Raw genomic sequence first — 23,950 nt, 5'->3', positions numbered from 1 at the left:
CCAGGGCGGCCGGACAGGTCAATGTCGATGGTGATAGGCATGCTGCCGCGCTCCGGGACAAGCCAGGAGCGAGATCCGGTGGCAAAGGTGCGGGCAATGGAAGCACGCAATGGCAACAAAATCGCCATCGTGTCCAGAGCAAATATCAAGAGCGGCGATTTTATCACCGTTATTTGGCGCCGCCGGGCCGTGGCGGTAGTGGATAATACTTACTGCAGGGTATTAAATTGCGGTGACTATCGGGTCATGCAAGCGGGTGCCAGACGGCAAAAAGGGCATCCCCGATGCCCTTGGTTGATGTACGCGGTACAATGCCGGCTGCCCTTTAGCCATAGTCCTTCAGCCATGTTCAACCCCTCTTCCGACGATGTGCGCCGCTTCTTTTGCGAAACATTACGCAAGCACCGCGCCCATGAGATCCTCACGCCGATGGAAGCCATCGCGCTCGACTGGATCCTCGAACACCCCGAGTATGAAAACGAGCTCTCCGACGTCGAAGCGGCGCTGGCGCGCGACTACTCCGTCGAAGGGGGCCAGGCCAATCCTTTCCTGCACCTGTCCATGCATCTGTCGATCACGGAGCAGGTGCAGGTGGACCAGCCGCGCGGCATCCGCCCGGCCGTGCAGCAACTCACGCAGCGCCTCGATTCGGCCCATGCAGCCCAGCACGAAGTGATGGAATGCCTGGGCCAGATGATCTGGGCTTCGCAGCGCTCGGGCTTGCCGCCCGATACGGATGCGTATATCGACTGCGTGCGGCGCCGCTAACCCCAGGTAGTATCCTGCACAAGTTTGCTTGATCTGGCATAAGACATACAGATAAGCAACACTCTACAGTGGCAACTCCTGCCATGAACAGGGTGTGCCATGAGCGATCCCAGCAACGGGCCGGTTAAGCCCGCTATCGATCCCCGCCTTATCATGGCAGGCAAGGTCTGCGGCAGCACCAATTTCAGCCGCAGCCTGCTGGACTGCCTGCAGCAGGTGCCGTCACCGGGCATCGTTATCTTTGTGCATGGCGTCAATTCCGATGGCGAGTGGTACCACCAGAGCGAGGAGGGCCTGTGCAAGGGCTTGAATACCCGCCTGAAACGCTGCGATGAGCACCTGGCCTACCCCAGCGTGGAAGGTGGACAGTTATGGCCCGTTACCTACCGGCGCGAATTGACGGATGACGGCTTTGTCGACCCCGACCGCACGCCCAACACCTTCATTGCCGACGCCGGGCACCACTCGCCCGTGATCCAGTTCCGCTGGGGTTACAAGGCCAGTGACCTTGAATTACAGGAATACGGCGCTTCCATTTATCTCAACGAATATGACTACTGGGGCGGCGGGCCATTCGCGAACGGCTGTTCTTCCTTGCCTGACCTGTGGGGCAATGGCTTGTCCGGAACGGGGCAGCCTGGACTTCTGGGTGCCGCATTCGAAGATCGCCGACTATTCCAGCCAGAAAGGGCGATTGGCCAACAGCACGGGAAGCGGCCGCGCCATGACGCAAGTCGCCGCCCTGGCCTTGATTCCCCTGGCGAAAGGAGCGGGCGTGCGCATCAACGCGCTGCCGCCGCGCGACTGGAGCATCCCCGTCAATGCGCCGGCGCTGCCCGAACCGTTCTTGCCGCAGGCAGTGCAGTACGGCGTGGCCAGCGAGGACTTCGACCAGCTATACAATCCGCGCGGCAGCCTGCGCGATCCACGGCGCAGCCATGCCGCCGGCGATCCATACCAGGCCTTGAGCGACGAGCAGATAGGCGCGCCCAAGGGCGACCGCGACAGCCACGCCACCATGCTGTACGAAGACCACGCCCGCGTGCGCTTGATGGCCAAACGCACGGGTCGCACGCCGATGGGAGAGAAGGTCAGCGAGGAAGACATGCCGGCCACCGCCAGCGAAGAGCACAAGCGATGGCGCGGCGACATCATCACCGCCAATCTGGCCGCCAACCTCGACACGCACGCCACCGATCATTCAACCATCATGACCAATGGCATGCATGCGGAAAAGGCATTGGCGTATGACGTGGCGGTGGGGGTGAGCCATATTCAAGAAAAGGCGTTGCGCAAATTGCGAGTGATAGCCGATTGGCGATTGTTGAAGAACTTGGATGACAGTCATTCGCACAAGATATTTTATGAATACTTTAGAACTGGAAAATTCAAGACAATGAGTGTGTTCGATTGGGTTCATAGTCCTGGCAGCACTGGCGCGTTACCGGATTCCATCGTTAACAAACGCAGGAACTCGCGCTGGAAGGATCACTGATGCGTGCACTGATCGCCACTCCCCTACGCCGCCTGGCTTGGAGCTGCTGTGCATTTTTCCTGCTTGCCAGCATGGCAGTCTGGTTCGCCAGCCAGTCCGACGCCGCTCCCCTCACCGATGGAGACATGATGAAACGCTATCTCGTGATGCCGTTTTTATTTTCCCTGATGATATTTTCCTTGCTCAGTGCTTGCGCGATCAAGCCAGCCACGAAAGGCGATGTCGCGACAGCGACGCCTGCGCAGCCAGCCAGGCCTTATATGGCCCAGGTGGTGGGCGTGCAATGGCTCAATCCCTTGCAACGGCGCGACTATTCGACGGAGTGGCAATTGTTGTGGACCTTGGGGCTGGCCAAGCCGAACCAGAACGATGACAAAGTCAGGGAAAATCCAGCGCGCTACAGCAAGGTGCAATCCATCGGCATGATTGCCTCGGGCAGCAATGGCGAGGAAAATTTCGAAGGCTATCATCATAAATATGTGGAAAAAATGATGCCGCTATTCCGACAAAACTATTTTTCCAATTCTACCTATTTCTACAATGCCCATGCATTGAAAGACCGATCGACGCGGCGCGAACTGGCCGGCATCCATGTCGAATATGCCCTGCCTGCGGGGCGACTTGACCCTGTACAGGCGGCAGATGTGGTGCGTAAGCTGATCATGCGCGCCTTCAGCATCGGCAACCCCCACTTCCCCAATTCCTGGACCACGGCAACGCCGCCCGACGTGCGCGTGACGATGGGAGATGCGAACGCAGGTTTTACCTCGCTGGCGGCGGGCCTGGCATATTTGCAGGCGCATCCCGATAAAACCGTATGGGTGATGAACTGGGACGCGCCCAGCTTTCCACCCAAGGATGAGCAGATCGATGAAAATATCGCTCTGTTAATACTGGCCGGTACCGACTTCAAGACGCAGCGCGCGCCGCTGGCCTGGCTGGGCTTCCCGGCAACGGCCGCCGTCTCCGACTACCAGGCAGCGAAAGGTCAACCGCCGCGCGCGGTGCAGGCATGGGCGTCGGCCATCGAACAGGCGGCGGAGCAGGCCAATCTCGATACTGACAAGATAGCCTATGTGATCCACGATGCGGGCAATAGATATCCGGCATCTTCCGAGCGTATCGGCTCGCTGGCGCAAAGCCTGACCCTGAATTTACCCGATCTGGATTTTACCAAGCAAACCTTCAACACCTCGGCCCTGCTGGGCGAGATGGGGGCCGGCACAGCGCTGACGAATGTGGCGCTGGCCGTCGCCTACGCGAATCACCTGGGCCGGCCGGTGCTGGTGGCGGGCACGGGCGACCTGGAGGCGCCCGTTGCCGTGCTGGTGGCGCCACCCGCGGTGGCGCGCCCCATCGATCCGGAAAAACCCTGGTTCCGCGCACGCGGCGAAGCTTCAGTCTTTTTACCGTGGTGGGGACTGCGCCACGATGCCAAGACCTTGATGCAGGGCTATTCGAACTGAGCTCACAATGGTATGCCGGCAGCCGCCGGCCGCGTGCCCTCGCTCACCTGCGGCCTTAGCAATCCCAGCACCACCTGCAACGCCATGGCCACCGCGCCGACGATGAATACCACGTCACCAAAGGTACGTATCCAGCGCAGGTTCTGCAACAGCGGCTGCTGCATGAATGCCTCGCTGCGCGCATACCACAGGCCTTCCGTGACGCTGGCGTGGAACTGGATGATGCCAATCGGCAGCAAGCTGGTAAAGAGCATCAGCACCAGCCCCCCGTTCAAGCCCCAGAACGCCGTCTTCATCAAGGCAGGGCTGAAGCGGTAATCGGGCCGCAAATAGCGCAGCACCAGCAAGGTAAAGCCCAGCGCCAGGAAACCGTACACGCCGAACAGCGCCGCATGCGCATGCGTCGCGGTGGTGTTGAGTCCCTGGATGTAATACAGCGCCACGGGCGGGTTGATCATGAAGCCGAAGACACCGGCGCCCAGCATGTTCCAGAAGGCGACGGCGACAAAGCACATCATCGGCCAGCGCAACTGCTCCATCCACGGCGCACGCGCTTTCAGGCGCCAGTTCTCCCAGGCCTCGTGGCCCAGCACGATCAGCGGCACCACTTCGAGCGCGCTGAAGCTCGCGCCGATGGCCATCACGGGCGTGGTGGTGCCGGAAAAGTACAGATGGTGGAAGGTGCCGGGTATGCCGCCCAGCATGAACAGCGAGGCCGATGCCAGGCTGGCCGTCGTGGCCATGCGCACCGACACCAGGCCCAGGGTCGAGAAGATGAAGGCCAGCGCCGTGGTGGCGAACACTTCAAAGAAGCCTTCCACCCACAGATGCACCACCCACCAGCGCCAGTACTCCATCACCGACAGATGCGTGCGTTCGCCGTAGAACAGGCCGGCGCCATAGAACAGGCCGATGGCGCCCACGGACGCGGTCAGCAGCGCCAGCAGGTTCCTGTCGCCGCCCGGCTGGCGCAGGGCCGGCACGACACCGCGCAGCATCAGCACGAGCCACAGCAGGATACCGACAAACTTGCCAATCTGCCACAAGCGTCCCAGGTCCACATATTCATAGCCCTGGTGGCCGAGCCAGAAATTCCACTCGGGGGGCATGATTTGCGCAATGGCCAGGTAATTGCCGATAAACGAGCCGACGACGACAGCGACCAGGGCCCAGAACAGCACGTCGACGCCCAGGCGCTGCCACTTGGGATCCTTGCCGCCATTGATCAGCGGTGCCAGGAACAGACCGGCGGCCAGGAAGCCCGTGGCGATCCAGAACAGCGCGGCCTGGATATGCCAGGTGCGCGTGAGCGCATACGGGAACCAGCGCGACACGTCGATGCCGTAGAACTGCTGCCCTTCCACCGTGTAGTGCGCCGTGAAGCCGCCGATGAAGACCTGGAAGATGAACAGCGCCACCACGAGGAACAGATATTTTCCCAGTCCCCGCTGCGAAGGCGTCAGCGCGAAAGTGGTGAGCGGATCGCGCGCGCCGGGCGTCGGCAGCGCTTCGTCATGGTCGCGCAAAAAGGCCCAGCCCCAGACGAGGAAGCCCACGCCGGCCAGCAGCACCACCACGCTGGCGACCGACCAGACGAGATTTTCGCCGCTGGGCTGGTTGCCGATCAGCGGTTCATGCGGCCAGTTGTTCGTATAGGTCACTTTCTGGCCCGGACGTTCGGTGGCGGCGGCCCACGCCGTCCAGAAGAAGAACTGCGTCATCTGCGCGCGCCGCTCGGCGCTGGGCAGGGTATTTTCCTTCATCGCGAAATGCTCGCGGCTGGCGTGCAGCGCAGGCGCGTCGGAGAACAGCTGGTCGTAATAGTGCGCCGTGTTGGCGATCGCTTGCACGCGGCGCGCCGACAGGTGCAGTACTTGTTCTTCATCGACCCGGTTGGCGCGGTACTCCATCTTGAGCGCTTCGCGCAGCGCCGCCTGCGCGGGACCGTCGAGCGCCGCGTACGCCTTGCCATGCTGCTCTTGCGCGGCCAGTTCCAGCCACGCCGTCAGTTCGCGGTGCAGCCAGTCGGCCGTCCAGTCGGGCGCCTGGTAGGCGCCGTGGCCCCAGATGGAGCCCAGCTGCATGCCGCCCACCGATTGCCAGGCCGTCTGGCCGTCGAGGATGCCCTCGCGGTCAAACAGTTGCCGGCCATCCTGCGCCAGCACTTGCGCGGGAATGGGCGGCGCCTGCCGGTAGACTTCCGTGCCGTAGTAACCGAGCAGCGAAAACGTCACGATCAGCACACCGATCAGGGTGAACCAGAGTTTTTTGTAGGGACCCATGGGTCTTTCCTTTGTCAGTGCACCACGGCCGGCGCAAAGCGCTCGAACAGGATATTGTTTTCAGTATGGATATGCGCCATCAGATCCTCGCGGAAGGTGCGCAAGCCCGTGTACAGCGCGCGCCAGGTGGTGCAGGCGCCGGCCGGTGCGGTGATATCGTTCGTCATCGCCTCCATCGCGCGCAAGGCCACGCCATGGTCGTCGTGCTCCATGCGCATCACGTTGATGGGCGCGCCGGCCCGGGGGCCCTGGCCGCGCACGATCATGGGGAACAGCACGTCTTCTTCCTTGCGCATATGGCTTTCCAGCTCCTGCGCCATGGCCGACAGGTGTTGCGCCAGCCCGTGCGGACAGTCGGCGCGGTCGCCATGCACCTGCTCGACCTTGCGCGCCAGGCGTATCAGCTCGGGCAACTGCTCGCGGTGCACCGCGTGATAGCGCGCCAGGATGTGTTCCACCAGCGCGGTGGCCGGGGCGTCCTGCCAGTCACGCGCGCCGCTGGTATCTGCGCGTCCGGCCAGCACTTGCAGTTCCTTGACGATGGGCGCGGTGTCCACGCCGGCCGCCTCGGCCGCCGCGCGCAGGGTCTTGTTGCCGCCGCAGCAGAAATCCAGGCGGTGCGCATCGAACAGGCGCGTGGCGCCAGGGATGCGGCGGGCCAGCTGGCCCAGGGATAGGTCGATCATTTCCATAGCAGTTCCTTGAGGATGAATAGGTAGATTTATTGCACCGCGCCCGCGTGGTAGACGCCGGGCACGGCTTCGCCCGTCACTTCCAGCACGCCCACGGCGCCCTTGCCGGCGCGCGACAAGGCATGGTCGACCAGCAGATAGCTGCCAGGATGCTGCACCTTGAGTTCCACGATGGTCGCGCCGCCCGGAGCCACAAGCGTGGTTTGCACGTCGTGTTTCGGGCTGCTGATCGAGCCTTCGCTGTACACCTTGTCGAAGATCTCGCCGATGATGTGGAACGATGAAATCTTGTTCGGACCGCCCACGCCAAAATAGATGCGCACCGTCTCGCCGACTTTCGCCTGCAACTTATGCGTCTTGCTCAGGGCGCCCACTTCGCCGTTGAAGACGTAGTAGTCGGGCAGTTCATTGGCCATTTTTTCCAGGTTCGGTTCCTGGTGCACGGGCGCGCCGTGCGGACGTCCCGTATACATCTCGCCCTGCATCACGTAGTACTCGCGGTCCACTTTTGACAGGCCGCCTTCCGGTTCGACCAGGATCATGCCGTACATGCCGGCCGCGATATGCTGCGGCACCAGCGGCGTGGCGCAGTGGTACACGAACAGGCCCGGATTGAGCGCCTTGAAGGTCACCGTCTTTTCCTGCCCCGGAGCGACCTGCGTGTGCTGTCCGCCGCCATGGCCGCCCGTCACGGCGTGCAAATCGATCGAGTGGATCATCTTGCTGTCCTTCGCGTTGAACAGGGTCAGTTCCACCGTGTCTCCCACCTTCGCGCGCAGCATCGGGCCGGGCACTTGCCGGTTGAAGGTCCAGTACGTAAAAGTGGTGCCGTCATCGAGCTTGCCCGGCAATTCCACCGTCTCCATGCGGTACTTGAGTAACTGCGGCGCGCGCGCGCCGATGGCGGCCGGTACCTGCGCCGGGTTGGCCGCCACGTTGACGGCGGACGGATCGGGACCGCGCATCGGCGACGGCGCGGGCGTGTACAGGGCCAGCGCGGCGGCTTGGCTCGATTCGCTGGCAGCGCTGCCGGCGGCTGCAGCCTTCGGTGCCCCGGCTTCGGCCAGCGACGTGCCGGTCACTTCCAGCTTGCCTTCCATGCCGATCTGGCGGTGGCCGGGGATCGAGCAGTAATAGGTGAACGTGCCGGCGCGCGTGACCTTGAAGCGCACGCTGGTGCTGCCGCTATTCGCGCTGAATTTGGCGGATGCGACGTTCAGTTCCGGGATCAGCAAATCGTGCTCGGCGCCTTCGCCGCTTTTCAGCACCAGTTCGACCGTGTCGCCCACCTTGGCCGCCAGCACGGGGTTGACCTGGCCCTTGGCGTCGATGAAGACCATCTTGCCGTCGACGATATTGGTTTGCAGTTCATAGCGCTTGAGCGTCGCCGGCGCGGCTTTGGCCGCAGTGGCGGCGGCGCTGGCCGGCAGGCTCGCCTGGGCTTGCACGGACAGGGGCATGGCCAGGACGCAGACGGCGGCGGCGATGGCGCGGAGGGAGGGAGTCGTTTTCATCAGGCTTTCCTTGGTCTTGTATGCCGGTTCGGCACACTTATCTAGGCAAACCGTGTGCCAGGAAAAACTTGTTTTAAATCAATGATTTGAAAAATGCAGGGTCGCTATGACCCTTGTTTGCCGTGGTTCGTTGTACCCTGCGTGGTACTTATGACCACTACCGCCATCCACCTGCTGTTACTCACCGACCTGGTCGCCGACCTGCCCGTGGCCGTGCGCCTGCAGCGCCTGGTGGGCAGCCTGCGCGCGCACTTCGGCTGCGAGGCCGTGGCCTTGCTCAAGCTCGATGGCGAGCACCTGCGCCCTGTGGCGATGGCCGGCCTGGCCAGCGACGCGCTGGGACGCCGCTTCGCCGTCGCCGACCATCCGCGCCTGGCCGCCATCCTGCAGCGGCGCGGCGTGCTGTGCTTCCATCACGACAGCTCCCTGCCCGATCCGTATGATGGCCTGATCGCCGAGCGGGCCGGCGAGCCGCTGCCCGTGCACGACTGCATGGGCATGGCGCTGGACCTGGAAGGCGAACGCTGGGGCGTGATCACGCTCGACGCGCTGCAGGTGGGCACCTTCGACGCGCGGGCGCAGCGCGACCTGGGCGAGCTGGCCTGCGCCATCGAGGCGGCCGTGCGCGTGACCCGCCTGGAAACCGAAATCCGCGCCCTGCGCCTGTCGGGCGGCGCCATGCAGGCCGATGCGCAGGCGCCACGCGAGGAACACGAGTTCGTCGGCCAGAGCAGCGCCATCATGCAGCTGCTGCACGAGCTGCAGGTGGTGGCCGAATCGGACCTGCCCGTGCTGTTGCTGGGAGAGACGGGCGTGGGCAAGGAACTGTGCGCGCACCGCCTGCACCGGCTGTCGCGCCGCGCGGGCAAGCCTTTAATCCACGTCAATTGCGCGGCCTTGCCCGAGTCCTTGGCCGAAAGCGAATTATTCGGCCATGTGCGCGGTGCGTTTTCCGGTGCCGTCAGCGACCGGCCTGGCCGCTTCGAGGCGGCCGAGGGGGGCACCCTGTTTCTCGATGAAGTGGGCGAATTGCCGCTGTCGATACAGGCCAAGCTGCTGCGCACCCTGCAAAATGGTGAAATCCAGCGCCTGGGCGCGGACCGGCCACGCCGGGTCAACGTGCGCGTGATCGCCGCCACCAACCGCAGCCTGCGCGAGCATGTGCGCGACGGTACGTTCCGCGCCGACCTGTATCACCGTTTATCCGTGTATCCCGTGCCGATTCCGCCGCTGCGCGAGCGGGGCAATGACGTGTTGCTGCTGGCCGGTGGTTTCCTGGAACTGAACCGCGCGCGCCTGGGCTTGCGCAGCCTGCGCCTGTCCGCCGCGGCGGAAAACGCCTTATGCCATTACCGCTGGCCGGGCAATGTGCGCGAACTCGAACATGTGATCAGCCGGGCCGCGCTGAAAGCGGTGATCCGCGGCGCGGACCGCAAAGAGATAGTAACGCTGGAAACGGATATGCTCGACCTCGATGCGCTGGAAGCGCCGGCCGGCACGGATGCGCTGCCGCCAGTGCCAGGCGCGTGCGGCACGCCGGCGGCCGCGCAGCTGTCGATGCATCAGATCGTCGAAGCGAGCCAGCGCCAGGCCATCCGGCAAGCGCTGGTCCTGCATCAGGATAACTGGGCCGCCGCGGCGCGCCAGTTAGGGCTCGACGCCAGCAATTTGCATAAGCTGGCGCGCCGCGTCGGAATGAAATCCTGAGCTTAGCGGTGGATCACGAGGGTGGTCGGCAGGCTGTGCAGGTAGGCGGCCAGGTCCTTGATGTCCTGGTTGCTCAGCGGTTTCACCTGGCCCGTCATGATGGCGTTGTTGCGGCCGTTGGCCTTGTCGCCCCGTTTATACGCCGTCAACGCGTGTTCCAGGTAATCCCTGTGCTGGCCCGCCAGTTTCGGGTACGACGGGTCGATGGGCGAACCGTAATCCTTGCCGTGGCAGGTGGCGCAGCTGTATTTTTCGGCCAGGGCTTTACCTGTATTGACATTGCCGGCGGCGCTGGCGCCGAACGAGATGGTGGCGCAAACGAAGGCGGCGAGTAGTGTTTTCATCTGGCTGATCCTCAGTTCGGCTTGGCTTGTTGCGCATAATACGCGGCGACATCGGCGATATCCTGGTCCGACAGGCTGCTGGCAATGCCCTTCATGCTGGGGTGCTTGCGATCGCCCTTCTTGTAGGCTTGCAGCGCATTTTCGATATATTTTGCCGGCTGGCCGCCGATCATCGGCACCTGGAACACTTCGGGGAAGGTCGCCTTGTAACCGGGAATGCCGTGGCAACCGATACACATTTCCACCTTGGCAGTCGCTGCCTTGGCGTTTCCTACAATGTCAGCCGCTGTGACGGCATTTGCTATGCCGGCAAGCACGAGAAGTGCAAATATTTTTTTCATAGTGGCAATGTGAACAAAGGTAATCGGAGAAACGCCAGAGCTGGTTTTTTTGATCTTATGTGTTGACAATTAAGGTTGACAATTAATCTGCTGCTTGCCGATTCTAGCCAAGATATTCTTGCAAGTCCACCTATAAAACCCGCATTGTAGGCAGGCGGGCACAGGCCGTCCGCGTGGCGGTGCGCCACAGTTCTGTTTATACTCTCCCTTTCCCTACTTTGGCAGACCGCTCATGCAAGCACAGCACTCCCAGCAAGGCCAACGCTTCGAAGGTTCCGACAGCTATGTCGCCACCGCCGACCTGAAACTGGCCGTGAACGCGGCGCTGACCTTGCAACGCCCGCTGCTGATCAAGGGCGAACCGGGCACGGGCAAGACCATGCTGGCCGAGGAAGTGGCGGCCGCGCTGAACATGCCGCTGATGCAATGGCATATCAAATCGACCACCAAAGCGCAGCAAGGCTTGTACGAGTACGATGCCGTGTCGCGCCTGCGCGATTCGCAACTGGGCGACGAGCGCGTGCGCGACATCCAGAACTACATCGTCAAGGGCGTGCTGTGGCAGGCATTCACGGCGCCCGAACCGGTGGTACTGCTGATCGACGAGATCGACAAAGCCGACATCGAATTCCCGAACGACTTGCTGCGCGAACTCGATCGCATGGAATTCTATGTCTACGAGACGCGCGAAATGGTCACGGCGCGCCATCGTCCGCTGGTCATCATCACCTCGAACAACGAAAAGGAATTGCCGGATGCCTTCTTGCGCCGCTGCTTTTTCCATTACATCAAATTCCCGGACAAGGACACGATGGAGCAGATCGTCGCCGTCCACTACCCGCACCTGAAACAGGAATTGCTGGCGCAGGCGCTGCAAACCTTCTATGAAGTGCGCGACGTACCGGGCCTGAAGAAAAAGCCGTCGACCTCGGAATTTCTCGACTGGCTCAAGCTCCTGCTGGCCGAAGACATCCCGGTCGAAGCCCTGCGCAGCAAGGACAATAAAGCCGTGGTGCCGCCGCTGCACGGCGCGCTGCTGAAAAACGAGCAGGACGTGCACCTGTTCGAGCGCCTGATGTTCATGTCGCGCACCAACCGCTAAGGAGCGCCGGTGAACGACATCAGCCCCGACAAGGTCTTCGTCCCCCTGGAACTGCACGGCATCCGCCTCGAAGCGCTGGCGCCGCACCACGCGCAGGGCCTGCGCGCGGCGGCCACGGATGGCGAGCTATGGAATCTGCGCGTCACCTCCGTGCCCGAACCGGAGCAGGTGGACCAGTACATTTTCAAGGGCATCGAGATGCGCCCCGCGCGCTTCGCCTTTGCCGTCATCGACGTGGCCAGCGGCGAGGTGCTCGGCACCACCAGCTACCACGACGTGGTGCCCGAAATCAAACGCCTGGAAATCGGCTACACCTGGTATGCGCAGCGCTGCCAGCGCAGCCACGTCAACACCACCTGCAAATTGCTGCTGCTGGCGCACGCCTTCGATACCCTCGGCTGCGCGCTGGTGGGTCTGCGCACCGACAATTTCAACCATGCCTCGCAGGCGGCCATCGAGCGCCTGGGCGCGAAAAAGGACGGCGTGCTGCGCCACCATGCGCTGCGCCGCGACGGCACCGTGCGCGACACGGTCATGTACAGCATCACGCGCGGCGAATGGCCGGAAATTGCCGCCCATCTGCGCTACAAGCTGGCGCAGCGCCCCATCGCAGCACTGCCTCCCGCAGGACACGCAGGAACACAGGCATCGCCATGCTGATCGATTTCTTCTTCACGCTCAAGGATGCGAAGATTCCCGTCTCGATCAAGGAATTTCTGACCCTGCTTGAAGCGCTGCAAAAGAACGTCATCGACGCCTCGATGGACGATTTCTACTATCTGGCGCGCCTGACCCTGGTCAAGGATGAAGCCCATTTCGACAAGTTCGACCGCGCGTTTGCGCAGTACTTCAAGGGCGTCAATGCGGCCTTCGACACGAACGCGGCGATTCCCCTCGACTGGCTGCTGAAACGCATGCAGCGCGAACTGTCCGAAGAGCAGAAGGCGCAGCTGGAAAAATTCGGCTACGACAAGCTGATGGACCGTCTGAACGAGCTGCTGAAGGAGCAGAAGGAGCGCCACGAGGGCGGCAGCAAGTGGATCGGCACGGGCGGCACGTCGCCATTCGGCAATGGCGGCACGAATCCGGAAGGCATCCGTATCGGCGGCAAGGGCGGCAACCGCACGGCCGTGAAAGTGTGGGAAGCGCGCAGCTACAAGGATTACGACACCGAGCGCGAACTGGGCACGCGCAACATCAAGGTGGCCTTGCGCCGCCTGCGCAAATTCGCGCGCGAAGGCGCGGAAGACGAACTGGCGCTGGACGCCACCATCGCCGCCACAGCGAACAACGCCGGTTATCTGGACATCCGGATGCGGCCCGAGCGCAAGAACCGCATCAAGGTGCTGATGCTGTTCGACGTGGGCGGCAGCATGGACGACCATATCGAACGCACCGAGGAACTGTTTTCGGCGGCGAAGACGGAATTCAAGAACATGGAATTCTTTTACTTCCATAACTGCGTCTACGACACCCTGTGGAAGAACAACCGGCGCCGCAATGCCGAGCGCTTCCCCACCTGGGACGTGCTGCGCAAATACCCGCCCGACACCAAGCTCATTTTTGTCGGCGACGCCACCATGAGCCCCTATGAAATCCTGCAACCGGGCGGCAGCGTCGAATACAACAACGAAGAAGCCGGATCGACGTGGCTGGCGCGCTTTACCCAGGCGTTCCCGAAGTTCATCTGGCTCAACCCCGAGGCGGAGGGATTGTGGCAGTACCGCCAGTCGATCGGCGTGATGCGTCAGTTGATGAACAACCGCATGTTCCCCCTGTCGATCGACGGGCTGGAACGGGGCATGCGTCTGCTCAGTAAATAAAGTCGCGCAACAAAAAGTCCATGGCGGCATGCCGCCGCCATGCCGTACACTGCGGTACAAAACTACCGTGCGGAGCATCTCCGCTGCGGGCGGGTACCATACGCTGACACCAGCCCTGCCCCATCCTGCTGCATCCCGTGCGCGGCCGCCATGGCCGCGACACTGTTCGATTGCGCACATCGTGCGCGCCTTCTGCTCCGGTAGAATCGGCGCATCGCTCTGCGCAAACCATGCACCATCGCTGCACCACGACATTGCCGCGCCAGCCTCCGTGCTGCCGGCCGGTACCAGCGCCATTTTCAAAGGAATGAGCATGCAAAGTCTGATCTCGATCGCCGCCGACCTGTCCTGGCCGTTCGCCATTACCTTGGCCTGGGTAGTGGGCGAATTCGGTCACCGCTGGACGGGCCTGCCGCGCATCAGTTTTTACGGCGTGATCGGTTTCGTCCTCGCGCAGACGCAGGTAGGCGTGCTGCCGCAGACGGACGCCGGCCCCATGCTGGTGCTGGCCGACGTGGCCTTCGGCCTGATCCTGTTCGAGGTGGGCTACCGCATCAACCTGCGCTGGCTGAAGAACAACCCGTGGATCGCCGTCACGGGCCTGGTCGAATCCCTGCTGACCTTTGCCGTCGTCTACTTCATCGGCATCGAATTCGGCAGCACCTCGATGACGGCGCTGCTGCTGGCATCGCTGGCCATGTCCACCTCGCCGGCCACCATCATGCGCGTCATCAACGAGGAACGCAGCTCGGGCCAGGTGACGGAACGCATCGTCCACCTCACCGCCCTCAACTGCGTGCTGGCCGTCTTCACGTTCAACATCATCGTCGGCTTCTGGATGTTCCAGAGCTCCACCGACCTGATCGAGGCGAGCAGCAGCAGCGCCGCCGTGCTGGCCGCCTCGGTGGGCGCCGGCACCGTCTTCGGCATCGTCGTGCCGGCCATGCTGCGCCGCCTGGGCAACATGGCGCAGGATGCCACCGTCGCCTTCGCGCTGTCGGTGATGCTGCTCGTCGCCCTGACCTACACCACCAGCCTGTCGCCGCTGCTGGCCACCCTCACCTTCGGCCTGGTGGCCCGCCACCGCCGCGTCGCCTTCAGCCAGGCGCAGCGCAATTTCGGCGCATTGGGCGAGCTGCTGACGGTGCTGCTGTTCGTGTATGCCGCCTCGACCCTGGAATGGGCCAGCGTGACGGCCGGCGCGGGCCTGGCCCTGGCCGTCGTCGGCGGGCGATTGCTGACGAAGGTCGCCGGCGTGGCCGCGTTCTCGCATGTGAGCGGCATTTCCTGGCGCAAGGGCGTGCTGACGGGCGTGGCCCTGACGCCCGTCTCCGTCTTTATCATCCTGCTGCTCGAACACGCGCGCCAGCACGGCGTGAACTTCGGCGACGAATTGAACGCCCTGGCCGCCATCACCCTGGGCCTGGAACTGATCGGCCCCGTGCTGGTGCAGCGCGTGCTGATGCTGGCCAAAGAAACCCACGAAATCAAGGAGCGCTAAATGCCGCTGGAACCCTTTGGCCAATCGGCCGCGCTGACCTTCGGCGTCGAACTCGAACTGCAACTGGTGAACCTGTCGGACTATGACTTGACGGCCGCCAGCCCCGACCTGCTGCATCTGCTGAATAAAAAGCCGTTCCCCGGCAACGTCACGCCGGAAATCACCGAGAGCATGATCGAGATCAACTCGAGCGTGCACACGCACCACGGCCCCCTGCTGGAGCAGTTGCAGGAAATCCGCGACACCTTGATCACGGCCGGCGACAAGCTCAATATCGGCATCGCGGGCGGCGGCACGCACCCGTTCCAGCAATGGTCGTCGCAAAAGATCTTTTCCAAGCCCCGCTTCCAGGAGATTTCGGAACTGTACGGCTACCTGGCCAAGCAGTTCACCATCTTCGGCCAGCACGTGCACATCGGCTGCGCCTCGGGCGACGACGCCATGTTCCTGCTGCATTCGCTGAACCGCTACATCCCCCATTTCATCGCCCTGTCGGCTTCCTCGCCCTATGTGCAGGGGCGCGACACCCTGTTCGACTCGGCCCGTTTGAACTCCGTGTTCGCCTTTCCCATGAGCGGACGCGCGCCGTTTACGCTGAGCTGGGAGCAGTTCTCCAACGAGTATTTCGCCAAGATGGAGAACACGGGCATCATCAAGAGCATGAAGGATTTTTACTGGGATATCCGTCCCAAGCCGGAATTTGGCACCATCGAACTGCGCGTCTGCGACACGCCGCTGACGGTGGAGCGGGCCGCCGCGCTGGCCGCCTACCTGCAGGCCCTGTGCCGCTACCTGCTCGAACGCAAGGAGGTGCCACCAGTGGAAGACGATTATCTCGTATATAACTACAACCGCTTCCAGGCCTGCCGCTTCGGCCTCGATGGCGCCATCACGCATCCGAAAACCTACGAAACGATGTCGCTGCGCGAAGACATCATGACCACCCTGCGCAAGATGGAGCCGCACGCCGAGGCGCTGGGCAGCACGCCGGCCCTGAAACACCTGTCGGACGTGGCCAAGCAGTGGAGCGACGCGCAATACCTGCGCAAGCAGCACAGCCTGCAGGGCAGCGCCGAGGGCATGGTCGATTCGGCGATCCGCTGCTTCCGTGGCGAACCGATGAACTATTGACGCTGCACAGCATGAAAACGTAGGTCGGATTAGCGGCGTAGCCGCGTAATCCGACAGCACCACCGGCCGGGCCAACAATGTTGTCGGATTACGGTCCTTCGGACCTCGGCGGCCCCACCTAATCCGACCTACCCGCTCCTCAACCCAAAAAACCACACCCCATCTCCCCGTCATTTACAGCCACCTCCCCCGCTTGTTACAATAAGTGAGAATGATTCTTATTATTGTTTAAAAATGCAAAGGGAATGCGATGCCGCTGGCAGAGCCGCTACAACGCCAGGACATCGCGACACTGTATGCCGACCACCACGGCTGGCTGCAGGGCTGGTTGCGTAAAAAACTCGGCAGCACGGCCTGCGCGGCCGATGTGGCGCAGGACACCTTCATGCGCCTGCTCGACCGCGAAGACGCCGTCGCCGCGCGCGAGCCGCGCGCCTTGCTCGCCACCGTGGCGCAGCGCGTGCTGTTCAACCATTACCGTCGCCAGAAACTGGAACAGGCCTACCTCGATGTGCTGGCGCAGCTGCCGCCCTCGCATGCGCCATCGCCCGAGGAACGCGCGCTGCTGCTGGCCACCGTGTCTGAACTGGACCGCATGCTCGACGGCTTGCCGCCCCCCGTCAAACGGGCCTTCCTGCTGCGCCAGCTCGACGAACTGCCGCAGGAAGACATCGCGCGCCAGCTCGGCATCTCGCTGGCGACAGTAAAACGCCATCTGCAGCGGGCCGGCAGCGCCACGCAGGCGTGGCAACAGCTGCAAATGCAGCATGAACACCTGCCGCCCGCGGCGCATGCGAGCCTGCTGCGCGCCTGCGTGCAGGCGAACGCGCCGCGCCGCCATGCCGTCAAGACCCTGGCCCTGCTGCTGGCCTGCGGCGCCTCGCTGCATGCGTTCGAACGCCGCAGCCCCTGGCGCAGCTGGACGGCCGACTACCGCACGGGCGTCAACCAGCGCCGCGTCGTGACCCTTGATGACGGCACGCAGCTCACGCTCAACACCAGCAGCGCCGTGAATGTCGTTTACGACGGCGCGCAGCGCCGCGTCGACCTGCTGGCCGGCGAAATCTTCATCGCCACCGCCAAGGATGCGGTACAACGACCGTTCTTCGTCGGCACGCCGCATGGCAGCCTGCAGGCGCTGGGCACGCGCTTCACCGTGCGCCTGCACGAGCAATACGCCAGCGCCGGCGTGCTCGAAGGGGCCGTCGCCGTGCTGGCCGGCGATGGCGCACAGCGCCTGGTGCTGCATCCCGGCGAAGGCGCGCATTTCGACGGCACGAACTGCCACCGCCAGGCGCTTGCGCCGTATGGCGGCGCATGGCTCGATGGCATGCTGGTGGCGCGCGACATGCGCCTGGCCGATTTCCTCGCCGAGCTGTCGCGCTACAGCGCCCATCCGCTGCGCTGCACGCCCGCCGTCGCAAGCCTGCGCGTGTCCGGTTCCTACCCGCTGGCCGACGTGGGCGCCATCCTCGACGCCGTCAGCGCCAGCCTGCAACTGCGGCGCAATACCGTCACGCGCTTCTGGGGCCATCAGGTGGTGCGCATCGAACTGGCGGCGCGCTGAATATATTTTCTGCAAAGTGAGCTGTTTCAGCGTGCTCGCGTGACTTGGTAGACAGGTAGTCTCCATCTTGCGCATCCACGAAAGGTTTTATTCCATGCACCACGCTTCGCGTTCCCTCCTTACCCGCACCGTCCTGGCCTGCGCCCTGGCGCAGATCGGCATGGCCCTGGCCCTGCCGGCGCCAGCGCTGGCACAAAGCCAGCAAGTGCGCGTCTATGGCATCCCGGCCGGCGCGCTCGGCGACGTGCTGACGCGTTTCGGCAGCGACAGCGCCATCCTGCTGTCCTTCTCCAGCGACACTACGCAAGGCTTGCGCAGCGCCGGCCTGCAAGGCAGCTATGGCGTACAAGACGGTTTCCGCGTGCTGCTGGCCGGCAGCGGCCTGCAAGCCGTGCCGCAATCGAATGGCGGCTACCTGCTGCAAAAGGTCCCCGCCAGCGCCAGCGCGACTACTCCCACGGCGGACAGCCGTGGCGTGGCCGTCATGAGCGGCGTCACCGTGGTGGCGGCGGCCGAGCGCAGCGCCGCCACCAGCGGCACGGACAGCTACACGGGCGGGCCAGCCAGCGGCGCCACGGGCCTGGCCCTGACGCAGCGCGAAACGCCGCAGTCGCTGACCATCGTCACGCGCCAGCAGATGGATGACCAGAACAGCAACGCCGTCTCCGACGTCATGAAAAACGTCAATGGCGTGAGCGTGCAAAACTATGACAGCGACCGCTGGAGCTTCCAGGCGCGCGGCTTTGCCGTCACCAATTTCCAGTACGACGGCGTGTCGGCCATCTATGACGGCGTGTACGACTGGGGCACGACCAACAGCGACATGGCCATCTATGACCGCATCGAAGTACTGAAGGGCGCGACGGGCTTGATGAGCGGCTCGGGCGACCCGTCGGCCACCGTCAACATGGTGCGCAAGCGCCCCACCGCCAGCTTCGAGGGTTCGGCCACCCTGGGCGCGGGATCGTGGGACAACTACCGCGGCGAAGCCGATATCTCCGGCCCCCTGAACGACAGCCGCACGGTACGCGGCCGCCTGGTGGGCGCCTACCAGGACAAGCACTCGTACCTGGACCGCTACAAGCAGCAAAAATCCGTCGCCTACGGCATCATCGAGGCGGACCTGACACCCGTCACCCTGCTGACGGCCGGCTTCACGCACCAGGATTACAAGCCGCGCGGCTCGACCTGGACGGGCTTCCCCGTGCTGTTTGCCGACGGCAGCCGCACGGATTTCCCCACTTCGTGGAATCCGGCCACCGACTGGAGCCGCCGCGACATGCGGAACACCACGCTGTTCACATCGCTCGAACACAGTTTCGCCAACGAGTGGAAACTGAAATTGAGCGCCAACCAGCTGCGCAGCAAGCATGACAGCGTGCTCGGTTCGGCCAGCGGTGGCAATCCCGATCCTGTCACAGGCGCAGGCACGTTTTTCTTCATGGGTAAATACAAGGGCGACCGCCGCCAGAGCACCGTCAACGTGGACGCCAGCGGCCCATTTACGGCCTTCGGCCGCCGGCATGAAGCGATGATCGGCTACTCCACCTCGACGGCAAAGCAGGATGGCCCCGTCTACGAATCGGTCTATCCGCCCCTGGACGGCAGTTACTTTGACTGGCGCGGCCAGTATGCGGAACCCGCTTTTACCCGCCTGGGCAACGACAACGACAGCACGCGCCAGAGCGGCCTGTATGGCGCCGTGCGCCTGCGGCCAGCCGATGCCTTGTCCGTTATCGTCGGCGCGCGCGTCAGCAACTACAAGCAGGAGCAGGAGCGCAGCTTCTTCGACCCCAAGACTGCGCGCATCACCTCGCGCATCGAGGAAAATAACGTCATCACGCCGTATGCGGGCGTCGTGTATGACCTCGACAAGAACTATTCCGTATTCGGCAGCTACACCAGCATCTTCGCACCGCAGAGCAACCGCGACGTGAACCGCAACTTTCTGTCGCCCGTGCGCGGCAAGGGTTTTGAAGCAGGCGTGAAGGCAGAGTATTTGGATGGCAAGGTCAATGCCAGCGCGTCCCTGTTCCAGATCCGTCAAAGCAACGTGGCCAGCTCCGTGGGCGAAGTCAACGGCGAAGAAGCGTATACAGCCATCGACGGCGTGACCAGCCGCGGCGTGGAAATGGAGGTGACGGGCGAAGTGATGAAGGATGTGAAGCTGAGCGCCGGCTATACTTACACCCACGTGCGCGACGCGGATGGCAAGGATGTCTTTTCCACCATGCTGCAAACCACGCAGCCTGCCCACCTGCTGCGCGTACAGGGCACATGGCGCCTGCCGGCCAGCCTGGACAAGCTGACCGTCGGTGGCGGCATCAACTGGCAAAGCAGCTACCACGGCAATATCTGGAACCCCGCCATCGTGGACTATTCGCGCATCAAGCAGGGCAGCTATGCGCTGGTCAATCTGATGGCGCGCTACGAAATCAGCAAGAACGTCACGGCCAGCCTCAACGTGAACAACCTGCTCGACAAGAAGTACTTCACGGGACTGGGCCTGTTCCAGACGGGCTTCTACGGCGAACCGCGCAATGTGATGTTCACCGTGCGCACGAAGTTTTAACGCGAAGTTCTGACTAAGTTCCGTACAGCGCCAGCGCCCAGGCTGGCGGGCGCAACTCCAGCGCCAGCGGCAGGTAAGCGGGGTCGAAGCGCGCCGCCAGCAGGTACACATTGGCGGCGCCCCCGGGCTCCCAATTCCCCGTAAATCCTTTTTCGCCGGCCGCCACGCGCTTGCGGTCGAAGGGCACGGCGCTTTTCGCGAATTCCTCGTGCGTCTTTCTACCCTGCGCATACGGCGCCAGCCAGGCCAGCGCCTCGGACAGGCGCCGCGCTTCCGGCGCGCCATACCAGTCGTCGCCATGCGCCTGCGCCATCAGGGCCGTCGTCAACAACGGCTCCAGGCTGTAGGTGGTGTAATGCAGGGCATCGCGCTGCTCGAAGTCGAAGGGCACGCCGCTGGCGCCGATATTGCGCGGCACGTGCGCCAGGAAGCGCTCCTTCGCGCGCGCGATCAGCAAGGCGTCGCCCGTGACATACGCGGCGGCCGTGCCGATCTTGATGCGGTGGCTATGCCAGTTGTTGCGCGCCGTGGACGGGCCGCCCACCTTGACGGGATCGCTCAGATACCCGTGCGCCAGAGTGCGGCAAAACGCCTGTACCTGCTCGCGCTCGACGCCGCTCAAGCGCTCCTGTACCAGATCAAAGCCCATCAGCAGGCTGGCCAGCTCGGTCTCGTCGACAGGGCTGAACGAGGGTGCATAGCCGCCGCTCCAGGCCAGCAGCAGCTGACGCGCCGCTTCGAAATGCGGCATTTCTCCCGACAAGCGCCAGGCCAGCGCCTGCAGGCGCGCCTGGCGCCAGTCTTCCTGCGCCTGCTGGCTGGTCTCGCGTCCGCCTTCTCCCTTCAGCAAGCCGCCCGTGCGCACTTCGGCCATCAGGTGCACGGGCCGCGCCGCATCCTTGCGCGCCGCCTTGACCACCTGCTCGGCAATGGCCGGCGCCACCCGCGCCTTGAGCGTGCGGGCGCGCGCAGCGGACGTCAGCGCAAACGGCAGCGCCCCCTCATGCGGGCGCGGCGCCGCGCGCAAGCCGGCCAGGGGCAGCGCCAGCAGGCCGGCCAGCAAGGTGCGCCGGCGGATCAGATGCGTACTCAAAACCGCGTCTCCCGCGCCGCGCGCAAAAAATTATCAAGGATGGGGGTGCAATCGAGCAGTTCGACGCCGCCCGCCGAATGGAATTCCGGGTGCCATTGCAAGCCCATGACGAAGCGCGCCCGCTGGTAGCGGATGGCTTCGACGATATTGTCGCCCTGCGAATACGCTTCCACGGTGATATCGCGCCCCAGGTCCTTGACCGACTGGTGGTGGATGGAATTGACGAGCGCCTCGCCCGTCTTCGGAAACATGCCCGCCAGCGACGAGCCTTTCGGGAAGACGATGGTATGGCGGTGGCGGTCATACAGGTCGTTGACGTGAGAAGTCGCGCCTGCCACGTCCGAGGCGATGTCCTGGTACAGGGTGCCGCCAAAGCCCACGTTGATCAGTTGGCAGCCGCGGCAAATACCCAGCACGGGTTTGCCCGCATCGACGAATTCGTGCAGCAGTTCCAGTTCGTACAGGTCGCGCGCGCGGTCGCCGCTCCATTCGGGCCGCGTGGCCGCCTCGGAATACGTCTGCGGCGAGACGTCGGCGCCGCCCTGCAGCACCAGGCCGTCGAGGTGACGTGCATAGTGGCGCAAGGTGATATTGCTCGGGTGTAGCTGGCCACTGGTATTGACGGTCGGGATCATGAACACCAGCACATCGCGCGACATGACCCACTGCGCGATCGACTCTTCCAGGTATTGCAGGTTCTTGCTGCGCAGGCCGGTGGCACCCGGCTCCGGGTGGAAAATGCGCGCCGAGATGCCGATGCGCAGGGTACGCCGCATGAAATCGCGGCTGGCCTTGTCGCGCATGGAGCGGTAGCGCGACGAGATCACGCGCCAGGCCAGCGCCAGCGGCGTGTCGTTATCCTTCAGGTAACGGGGCGCCGCATCGCGCGCGCGGTGCTCATCATCGGGCGCCCGGCGGCCCACGCGGTCCGGCCTTGACGGCGCTGGCGCCGCGGGATCGGTGAAAGGGGGATGCTGTGGATCTTTTTCGTCTGACATGGCAAGGCTGACTGAAGGCGGAGACGCTTTCAATATAAACCCCTGCTTCCCAAAGCACGATTCAATTTTGTAACAAAAGCACAGGCGCGGCGCATCCACGCAACACGCCGGCTGTAAAACTGCATACAGTCCGTTTACACCAAAGGCGCGGCTTTTTAGAGAATCTTTACGCCCCCGCTGCTAATCTTGAACGTACCTCAACCACCGCTGCAAAGCCACCATGGAACCCCATTCACGCCTGTCTGCACATCAAGCACTGCCGCACCGCCATCCCCGCCTGCCCACTTTCCTCATGCATATCACGGTCGACAAGTCCTGCCTGGCCGAGCTGCGCCAGCTGGTCGTCAAGACGTGCGGCGGCATGCTGTCGTTCATGCGCGTCGAGGCGGTCGACCACGCCGAACGCATGAAAGTCTGGCTGTGCGTGACGGAACCGGCCTTGCGCCTGACCATGGATGCCGTCATGCGCCTGCTGCCGGCAGCGGAATTTGGCCGCATCAGCCAGGGGAAATCGCTATGAACCAGTATGCCTGCGAGCAGGCGATGTCTTCATCGCGCATCACCGCGCACTTCCAGGGCATCTGGGTGCCGATGGTCACGCCATTGCGTGACGGCGAACTCGATCTCGACGCCGCCCAGCAGCTCGCTTGCGAGCTGGCCGCCAGCGGCGTCGATGGCCTGGTCGTGTGCGGCACCACGGGCGAAGCGGCCATGCTGAGCGCCGCGGAACACACCATGCTGCTCGATAGCGTGCTCGAAGCCATCGGTCCCCGCTTCCCCGTCGTGATGGGGATCGGTGGCAGCGATACGCGCAGCGTCGTCGCCACGGTACAGCGCTATCACGACCATCCGCTGGCCGGTCTGCTGATCTCGGCACCGTCCTATGTACGCCCTTCGCAGGACGGCATCGTGCGCCACTTCGAGGCCATCGCCGCCGCCACCGACCAGTCCATCGTGCTGTACAACGTGCCGGCCCGCACGGGGGTCAATATCGAACCGCAGACGGCGGCGCTGCTGGCGCGCGACTCGCACTTCGTCGCCATCAAGGAAGCGGGCGGCAAGCTGCAGCAACTGGGCGAACTGCTGCTCGACACGCGCCTGGACGTGCTGTGCGGCGACGATGCGCTGCTGCTGGCCAGCCTGTCCATGGGCGGCCATGGCGCCATGTCGGCCGCCGCCCAGATACGCCCCGACCTGTATGCGCAGCTGTACCACCTGGTCAGGCAGGGCCGCCACGGCGCCGCCGGTGCCCTGTTCAAGGTCATGCTGCCCGTCATCCGCCTGCTGTTTGCCGAACCCAATCCTGGCCCCGTGAAGGCGGCGCTGGCCATGCAGGGCAAGGTGCGCGACGAGCTGCGCCTGCCGATGACGCCGATGTCGTCCGCCGGCCAGCACAAGCTGGCCGCAGCACTCGAACCCCTGATGGAACTGCCCGTATGGACAGCCGGCGACAGGGACGCGCCGCGCGAAGGCTGTCTGCTGCAGCTGGTCTCCGCCGCCAACATCATGCCAGCCGTGCGCCAAGATGATCATCGCCATCACGGATGAACGCGG

Annotated in this window: 20 protein-coding genes and 1 pseudogene; 14 read left to right on the top strand and 7 right to left on the bottom strand. The window is 63.6% G+C overall.

Features of this window, described 5'->3' with window-relative positions; translation table 11 throughout:
• Positions 1-345: 345 nt before the first annotated feature.
• The 3 genes from K0F86_RS02245 to K0F86_RS02235 all read left to right on the top strand — a co-directional run bounded on the left by K0F86_RS02245 (position 346) and on the right by K0F86_RS02235 (position 3,729).
• The gene (locus tag K0F86_RS02245; protein WP_034780276.1) at positions 346-768 is read left to right on the top strand and encodes a DUF1841 family protein; all 423 of its coding nucleotides are present in this window, start codon (positions 346-348) and stop codon (positions 766-768) included.
• A gap of 724 nt (positions 769-1,492) precedes the next feature.
• Positions 1,493-2,263 carry a DUF3274 domain-containing protein gene (locus K0F86_RS02240; protein ID WP_219132739.1) on the top strand — a complete coding sequence of 257 codons (771 nt, stop codon included), beginning with the start codon at positions 1,493-1,495 and terminating at the stop codon, positions 2,261-2,263.
• On the top strand, positions 2,263-3,729 hold the full coding sequence (locus K0F86_RS02235) for a hypothetical protein (RefSeq protein WP_219132738.1): 1,467 nt from the start codon (positions 2,263-2,265) through the stop codon (positions 3,727-3,729). Before K0F86_RS02240 ends, K0F86_RS02235 begins: the two co-directional genes overlap by 1 nt.
• Positions 3,730-3,731: 2 nt before the next feature.
• Here K0F86_RS02235 and K0F86_RS02230 read toward each other — a convergent pair whose 3' ends face one another.
• From K0F86_RS02230 to nirK, 3 genes are read right to left on the bottom strand one after another with little or no spacing between them, the layout of a single operon-like run.
• Positions 3,732-6,011, bottom strand: a complete 2,280-nt coding sequence (locus K0F86_RS02230; RefSeq protein WP_219132737.1) for a nitric-oxide reductase large subunit — start codon at positions 6,009-6,011, stop codon at positions 3,732-3,734.
• Between the two features lie 14 nt (positions 6,012-6,025).
• Positions 6,026-6,703 (bottom strand): iron-sulfur cluster repair protein YtfE, encoded by a 678-nt coding sequence (ytfE, locus tag K0F86_RS02225; protein WP_219132736.1) that lies wholly within the window; start codon positions 6,701-6,703, stop codon positions 6,026-6,028.
• Positions 6,704-6,732: 29 nt separating this feature from the next.
• A complete protein-coding gene (gene nirK, locus K0F86_RS02220; RefSeq protein ID WP_219132735.1) occupies positions 6,733-8,217 on the bottom strand; it encodes a copper-containing nitrite reductase in 1,485 nt (494 codons plus the stop codon).
• 150 nt (positions 8,218-8,367) lie between these two features.
• Between nirK and norR the strand changes: the two genes are divergently transcribed.
• The gene (gene norR / locus K0F86_RS02215; protein ID WP_219132734.1) at positions 8,368-9,924 is read left to right on the top strand and encodes a nitric oxide reductase transcriptional regulator NorR; all 1,557 of its coding nucleotides are present in this window, start codon (positions 8,368-8,370) and stop codon (positions 9,922-9,924) included.
• A 2-nt stretch (positions 9,925-9,926) separates the two neighbouring features.
• On the opposite strand, the gene K0F86_RS02210 is transcribed toward norR, so the two are convergent.
• On the bottom strand, positions 9,927-10,268 hold the full coding sequence (locus K0F86_RS02210; RefSeq protein WP_219132733.1) for a cytochrome c: 342 nt from the start codon (positions 10,266-10,268) through the stop codon (positions 9,927-9,929).
• A gap of 11 nt (positions 10,269-10,279) precedes the next feature.
• Positions 10,280-10,609, bottom strand: coding sequence for a cytochrome c (locus K0F86_RS02205; RefSeq protein WP_092796428.1), 330 nt, complete (start codon positions 10,607-10,609; stop codon positions 10,280-10,282).
• A gap of 232 nt (positions 10,610-10,841) precedes the next feature.
• Between K0F86_RS02205 and K0F86_RS02200 the strand changes: the two genes are divergently transcribed.
• From K0F86_RS02200 to K0F86_RS02170, 8 genes and pseudogenes are all read left to right on the top strand, one after another.
• Entirely contained in the window at positions 10,842-11,711 is an 870-nt protein-coding gene (locus K0F86_RS02200) for a MoxR family ATPase (RefSeq protein ID WP_219132732.1), read from the top strand.
• 9 nt (positions 11,712-11,720) lie between these two features.
• A complete protein-coding gene (locus K0F86_RS02195; protein WP_219132731.1) occupies positions 11,721-12,371 on the top strand; it encodes a GNAT family N-acetyltransferase in 651 nt (216 codons plus the stop codon).
• The gene (locus K0F86_RS02190; RefSeq protein WP_219132730.1) at positions 12,365-13,534 is read left to right on the top strand and encodes a VWA domain-containing protein; all 1,170 of its coding nucleotides are present in this window, start codon (positions 12,365-12,367) and stop codon (positions 13,532-13,534) included. The genes K0F86_RS02195 and K0F86_RS02190 overlap by 7 nt, the downstream gene beginning before the upstream one ends.
• Before the next feature lie 313 nt (positions 13,535-13,847).
• The gene (locus K0F86_RS02185; protein ID WP_219132729.1) at positions 13,848-15,035 is read left to right on the top strand and encodes a cation:proton antiporter; all 1,188 of its coding nucleotides are present in this window, start codon (positions 13,848-13,850) and stop codon (positions 15,033-15,035) included.
• Positions 15,036-16,166: a YbdK family carboxylate-amine ligase gene (locus tag K0F86_RS02180; RefSeq protein ID WP_071075480.1), complete on the top strand. Its 1,131-nt coding sequence runs from the start codon at positions 15,036-15,038 to the stop codon at positions 16,164-16,166.
• A 250-nt stretch (positions 16,167-16,416) separates the two neighbouring features.
• A pseudogene (locus K0F86_RS27300) lies at positions 16,417-16,899 on the top strand (sigma-70 family RNA polymerase sigma factor); the annotation flags it as partial.
• 27 nt (positions 16,900-16,926) lie between these two features.
• Positions 16,927-17,733: a FecR family protein gene (locus K0F86_RS27295; protein WP_257571966.1), complete on the top strand. Its 807-nt coding sequence runs from the start codon at positions 16,927-16,929 to the stop codon at positions 17,731-17,733.
• Positions 17,734-17,827: 94 nt separating this feature from the next.
• Positions 17,828-20,305 (top strand): TonB-dependent receptor, encoded by a 2,478-nt coding sequence (locus K0F86_RS02170; RefSeq protein ID WP_219132727.1) that lies wholly within the window; start codon positions 17,828-17,830, stop codon positions 20,303-20,305.
• A gap of 13 nt (positions 20,306-20,318) precedes the next feature.
• Here the strand turns inward: K0F86_RS02170 and K0F86_RS02165 are convergent, their stop codons facing one another.
• Together K0F86_RS02165 and K0F86_RS02160 are read right to left on the bottom strand one after the other, a co-directional pair.
• Positions 20,319-21,398, bottom strand: a complete 1,080-nt coding sequence (locus K0F86_RS02165; RefSeq protein ID WP_219132726.1) for an alginate lyase family protein — start codon at positions 21,396-21,398, stop codon at positions 20,319-20,321.
• On the bottom strand, positions 21,395-22,396 hold the full coding sequence (locus tag K0F86_RS02160; protein WP_219132725.1) for a gamma-glutamyl-gamma-aminobutyrate hydrolase family protein: 1,002 nt from the start codon (positions 22,394-22,396) through the stop codon (positions 21,395-21,397). The genes K0F86_RS02165 and K0F86_RS02160 overlap by 4 nt, the downstream gene beginning before the upstream one ends.
• Before the next feature lie 220 nt (positions 22,397-22,616).
• Here K0F86_RS02160 and K0F86_RS02155 point away from each other — a divergent pair, with 220 nt between their 5' ends.
• Together K0F86_RS02155 and dapA are read left to right on the top strand one after the other, a co-directional pair.
• Positions 22,617-22,916 (top strand): hypothetical protein, encoded by a 300-nt coding sequence (locus tag K0F86_RS02155; RefSeq protein ID WP_257571949.1) that lies wholly within the window; start codon positions 22,617-22,619, stop codon positions 22,914-22,916.
• The gene (dapA, locus tag K0F86_RS02150) at positions 22,913-23,944 is read left to right on the top strand and encodes a 4-hydroxy-tetrahydrodipicolinate synthase (protein ID WP_219132724.1); all 1,032 of its coding nucleotides are present in this window, start codon (positions 22,913-22,915) and stop codon (positions 23,942-23,944) included. Before K0F86_RS02155 ends, dapA begins: the two co-directional genes overlap by 4 nt.
• Positions 23,945-23,950 lie beyond the last annotated feature (6 nt).

Source organism: Janthinobacterium sp. UMAB-60 (genome assembly GCF_900095235.1).
Classification (GTDB): domain Bacteria; phylum Pseudomonadota; class Gammaproteobacteria; order Burkholderiales; family Burkholderiaceae_D; genus Janthinobacterium.
This window is presented reverse-complemented; position numbering and strand designations above follow the sequence as displayed.

Bases quoted from the DNA above. Each gene is read 5' to 3' on its own strand.
- K0F86_RS02160 (WP_219132725.1), bottom strand. From the start codon at position 22,396: ATGTCAGACGAAAAAGATCCACAGCATCCCCCTTTCACCGATCCCGCG.
- K0F86_RS02205 (WP_092796428.1), bottom strand. From the start codon at position 10,609: ATGAAAAAAATATTTGCACTTCTCGTGCTTGCCGGCATAGCAAATGCC.
- K0F86_RS02170 (WP_219132727.1), top strand. From the start codon at position 17,828: ATGCACCACGCTTCGCGTTCCCTCCTTACCCGCACCGTCCTGGCCTGC.
- K0F86_RS02240 (WP_219132739.1), top strand. From the start codon at position 1,493: ATGACGCAAGTCGCCGCCCTGGCCTTGATTCCCCTGGCGAAAGGAGCG.
- K0F86_RS02210 (WP_219132733.1), bottom strand. From the start codon at position 10,268: ATGAAAACACTACTCGCCGCCTTCGTTTGCGCCACCATCTCGTTCGGC.
- K0F86_RS02190 (WP_219132730.1), top strand. From the start codon at position 12,365: ATGCTGATCGATTTCTTCTTCACGCTCAAGGATGCGAAGATTCCCGTC.
- K0F86_RS02185 (WP_219132729.1), top strand. From the start codon at position 13,848: ATGCAAAGTCTGATCTCGATCGCCGCCGACCTGTCCTGGCCGTTCGCC.
- K0F86_RS02200 (WP_219132732.1), top strand. From the start codon at position 10,842: ATGCAAGCACAGCACTCCCAGCAAGGCCAACGCTTCGAAGGTTCCGAC.
- K0F86_RS02245 (WP_034780276.1), top strand. From the start codon at position 346: ATGTTCAACCCCTCTTCCGACGATGTGCGCCGCTTCTTTTGCGAAACA.
- K0F86_RS02235 (WP_219132738.1), top strand. From the start codon at position 2,263: ATGCGTGCACTGATCGCCACTCCCCTACGCCGCCTGGCTTGGAGCTGC.
- nirK (WP_219132735.1), bottom strand. From the start codon at position 8,217: ATGAAAACGACTCCCTCCCTCCGCGCCATCGCCGCCGCCGTCTGCGTC.
- norR (WP_219132734.1), top strand. From the start codon at position 8,368: ATGACCACTACCGCCATCCACCTGCTGTTACTCACCGACCTGGTCGCC.
- ytfE (WP_219132736.1), bottom strand. From the start codon at position 6,703: ATGGAAATGATCGACCTATCCCTGGGCCAGCTGGCCCGCCGCATCCCT.
- K0F86_RS02230 (WP_219132737.1), bottom strand. From the start codon at position 6,011: ATGGGTCCCTACAAAAAACTCTGGTTCACCCTGATCGGTGTGCTGATC.
- K0F86_RS27295 (WP_257571966.1), top strand. From the start codon at position 16,927: ATGCAGCATGAACACCTGCCGCCCGCGGCGCATGCGAGCCTGCTGCGC.
- K0F86_RS02155 (WP_257571949.1), top strand. From the start codon at position 22,617: ATGGAACCCCATTCACGCCTGTCTGCACATCAAGCACTGCCGCACCGC.
- dapA (WP_219132724.1), top strand. From the start codon at position 22,913: ATGAACCAGTATGCCTGCGAGCAGGCGATGTCTTCATCGCGCATCACC.
- K0F86_RS02180 (WP_071075480.1), top strand. From the start codon at position 15,036: ATGCCGCTGGAACCCTTTGGCCAATCGGCCGCGCTGACCTTCGGCGTC.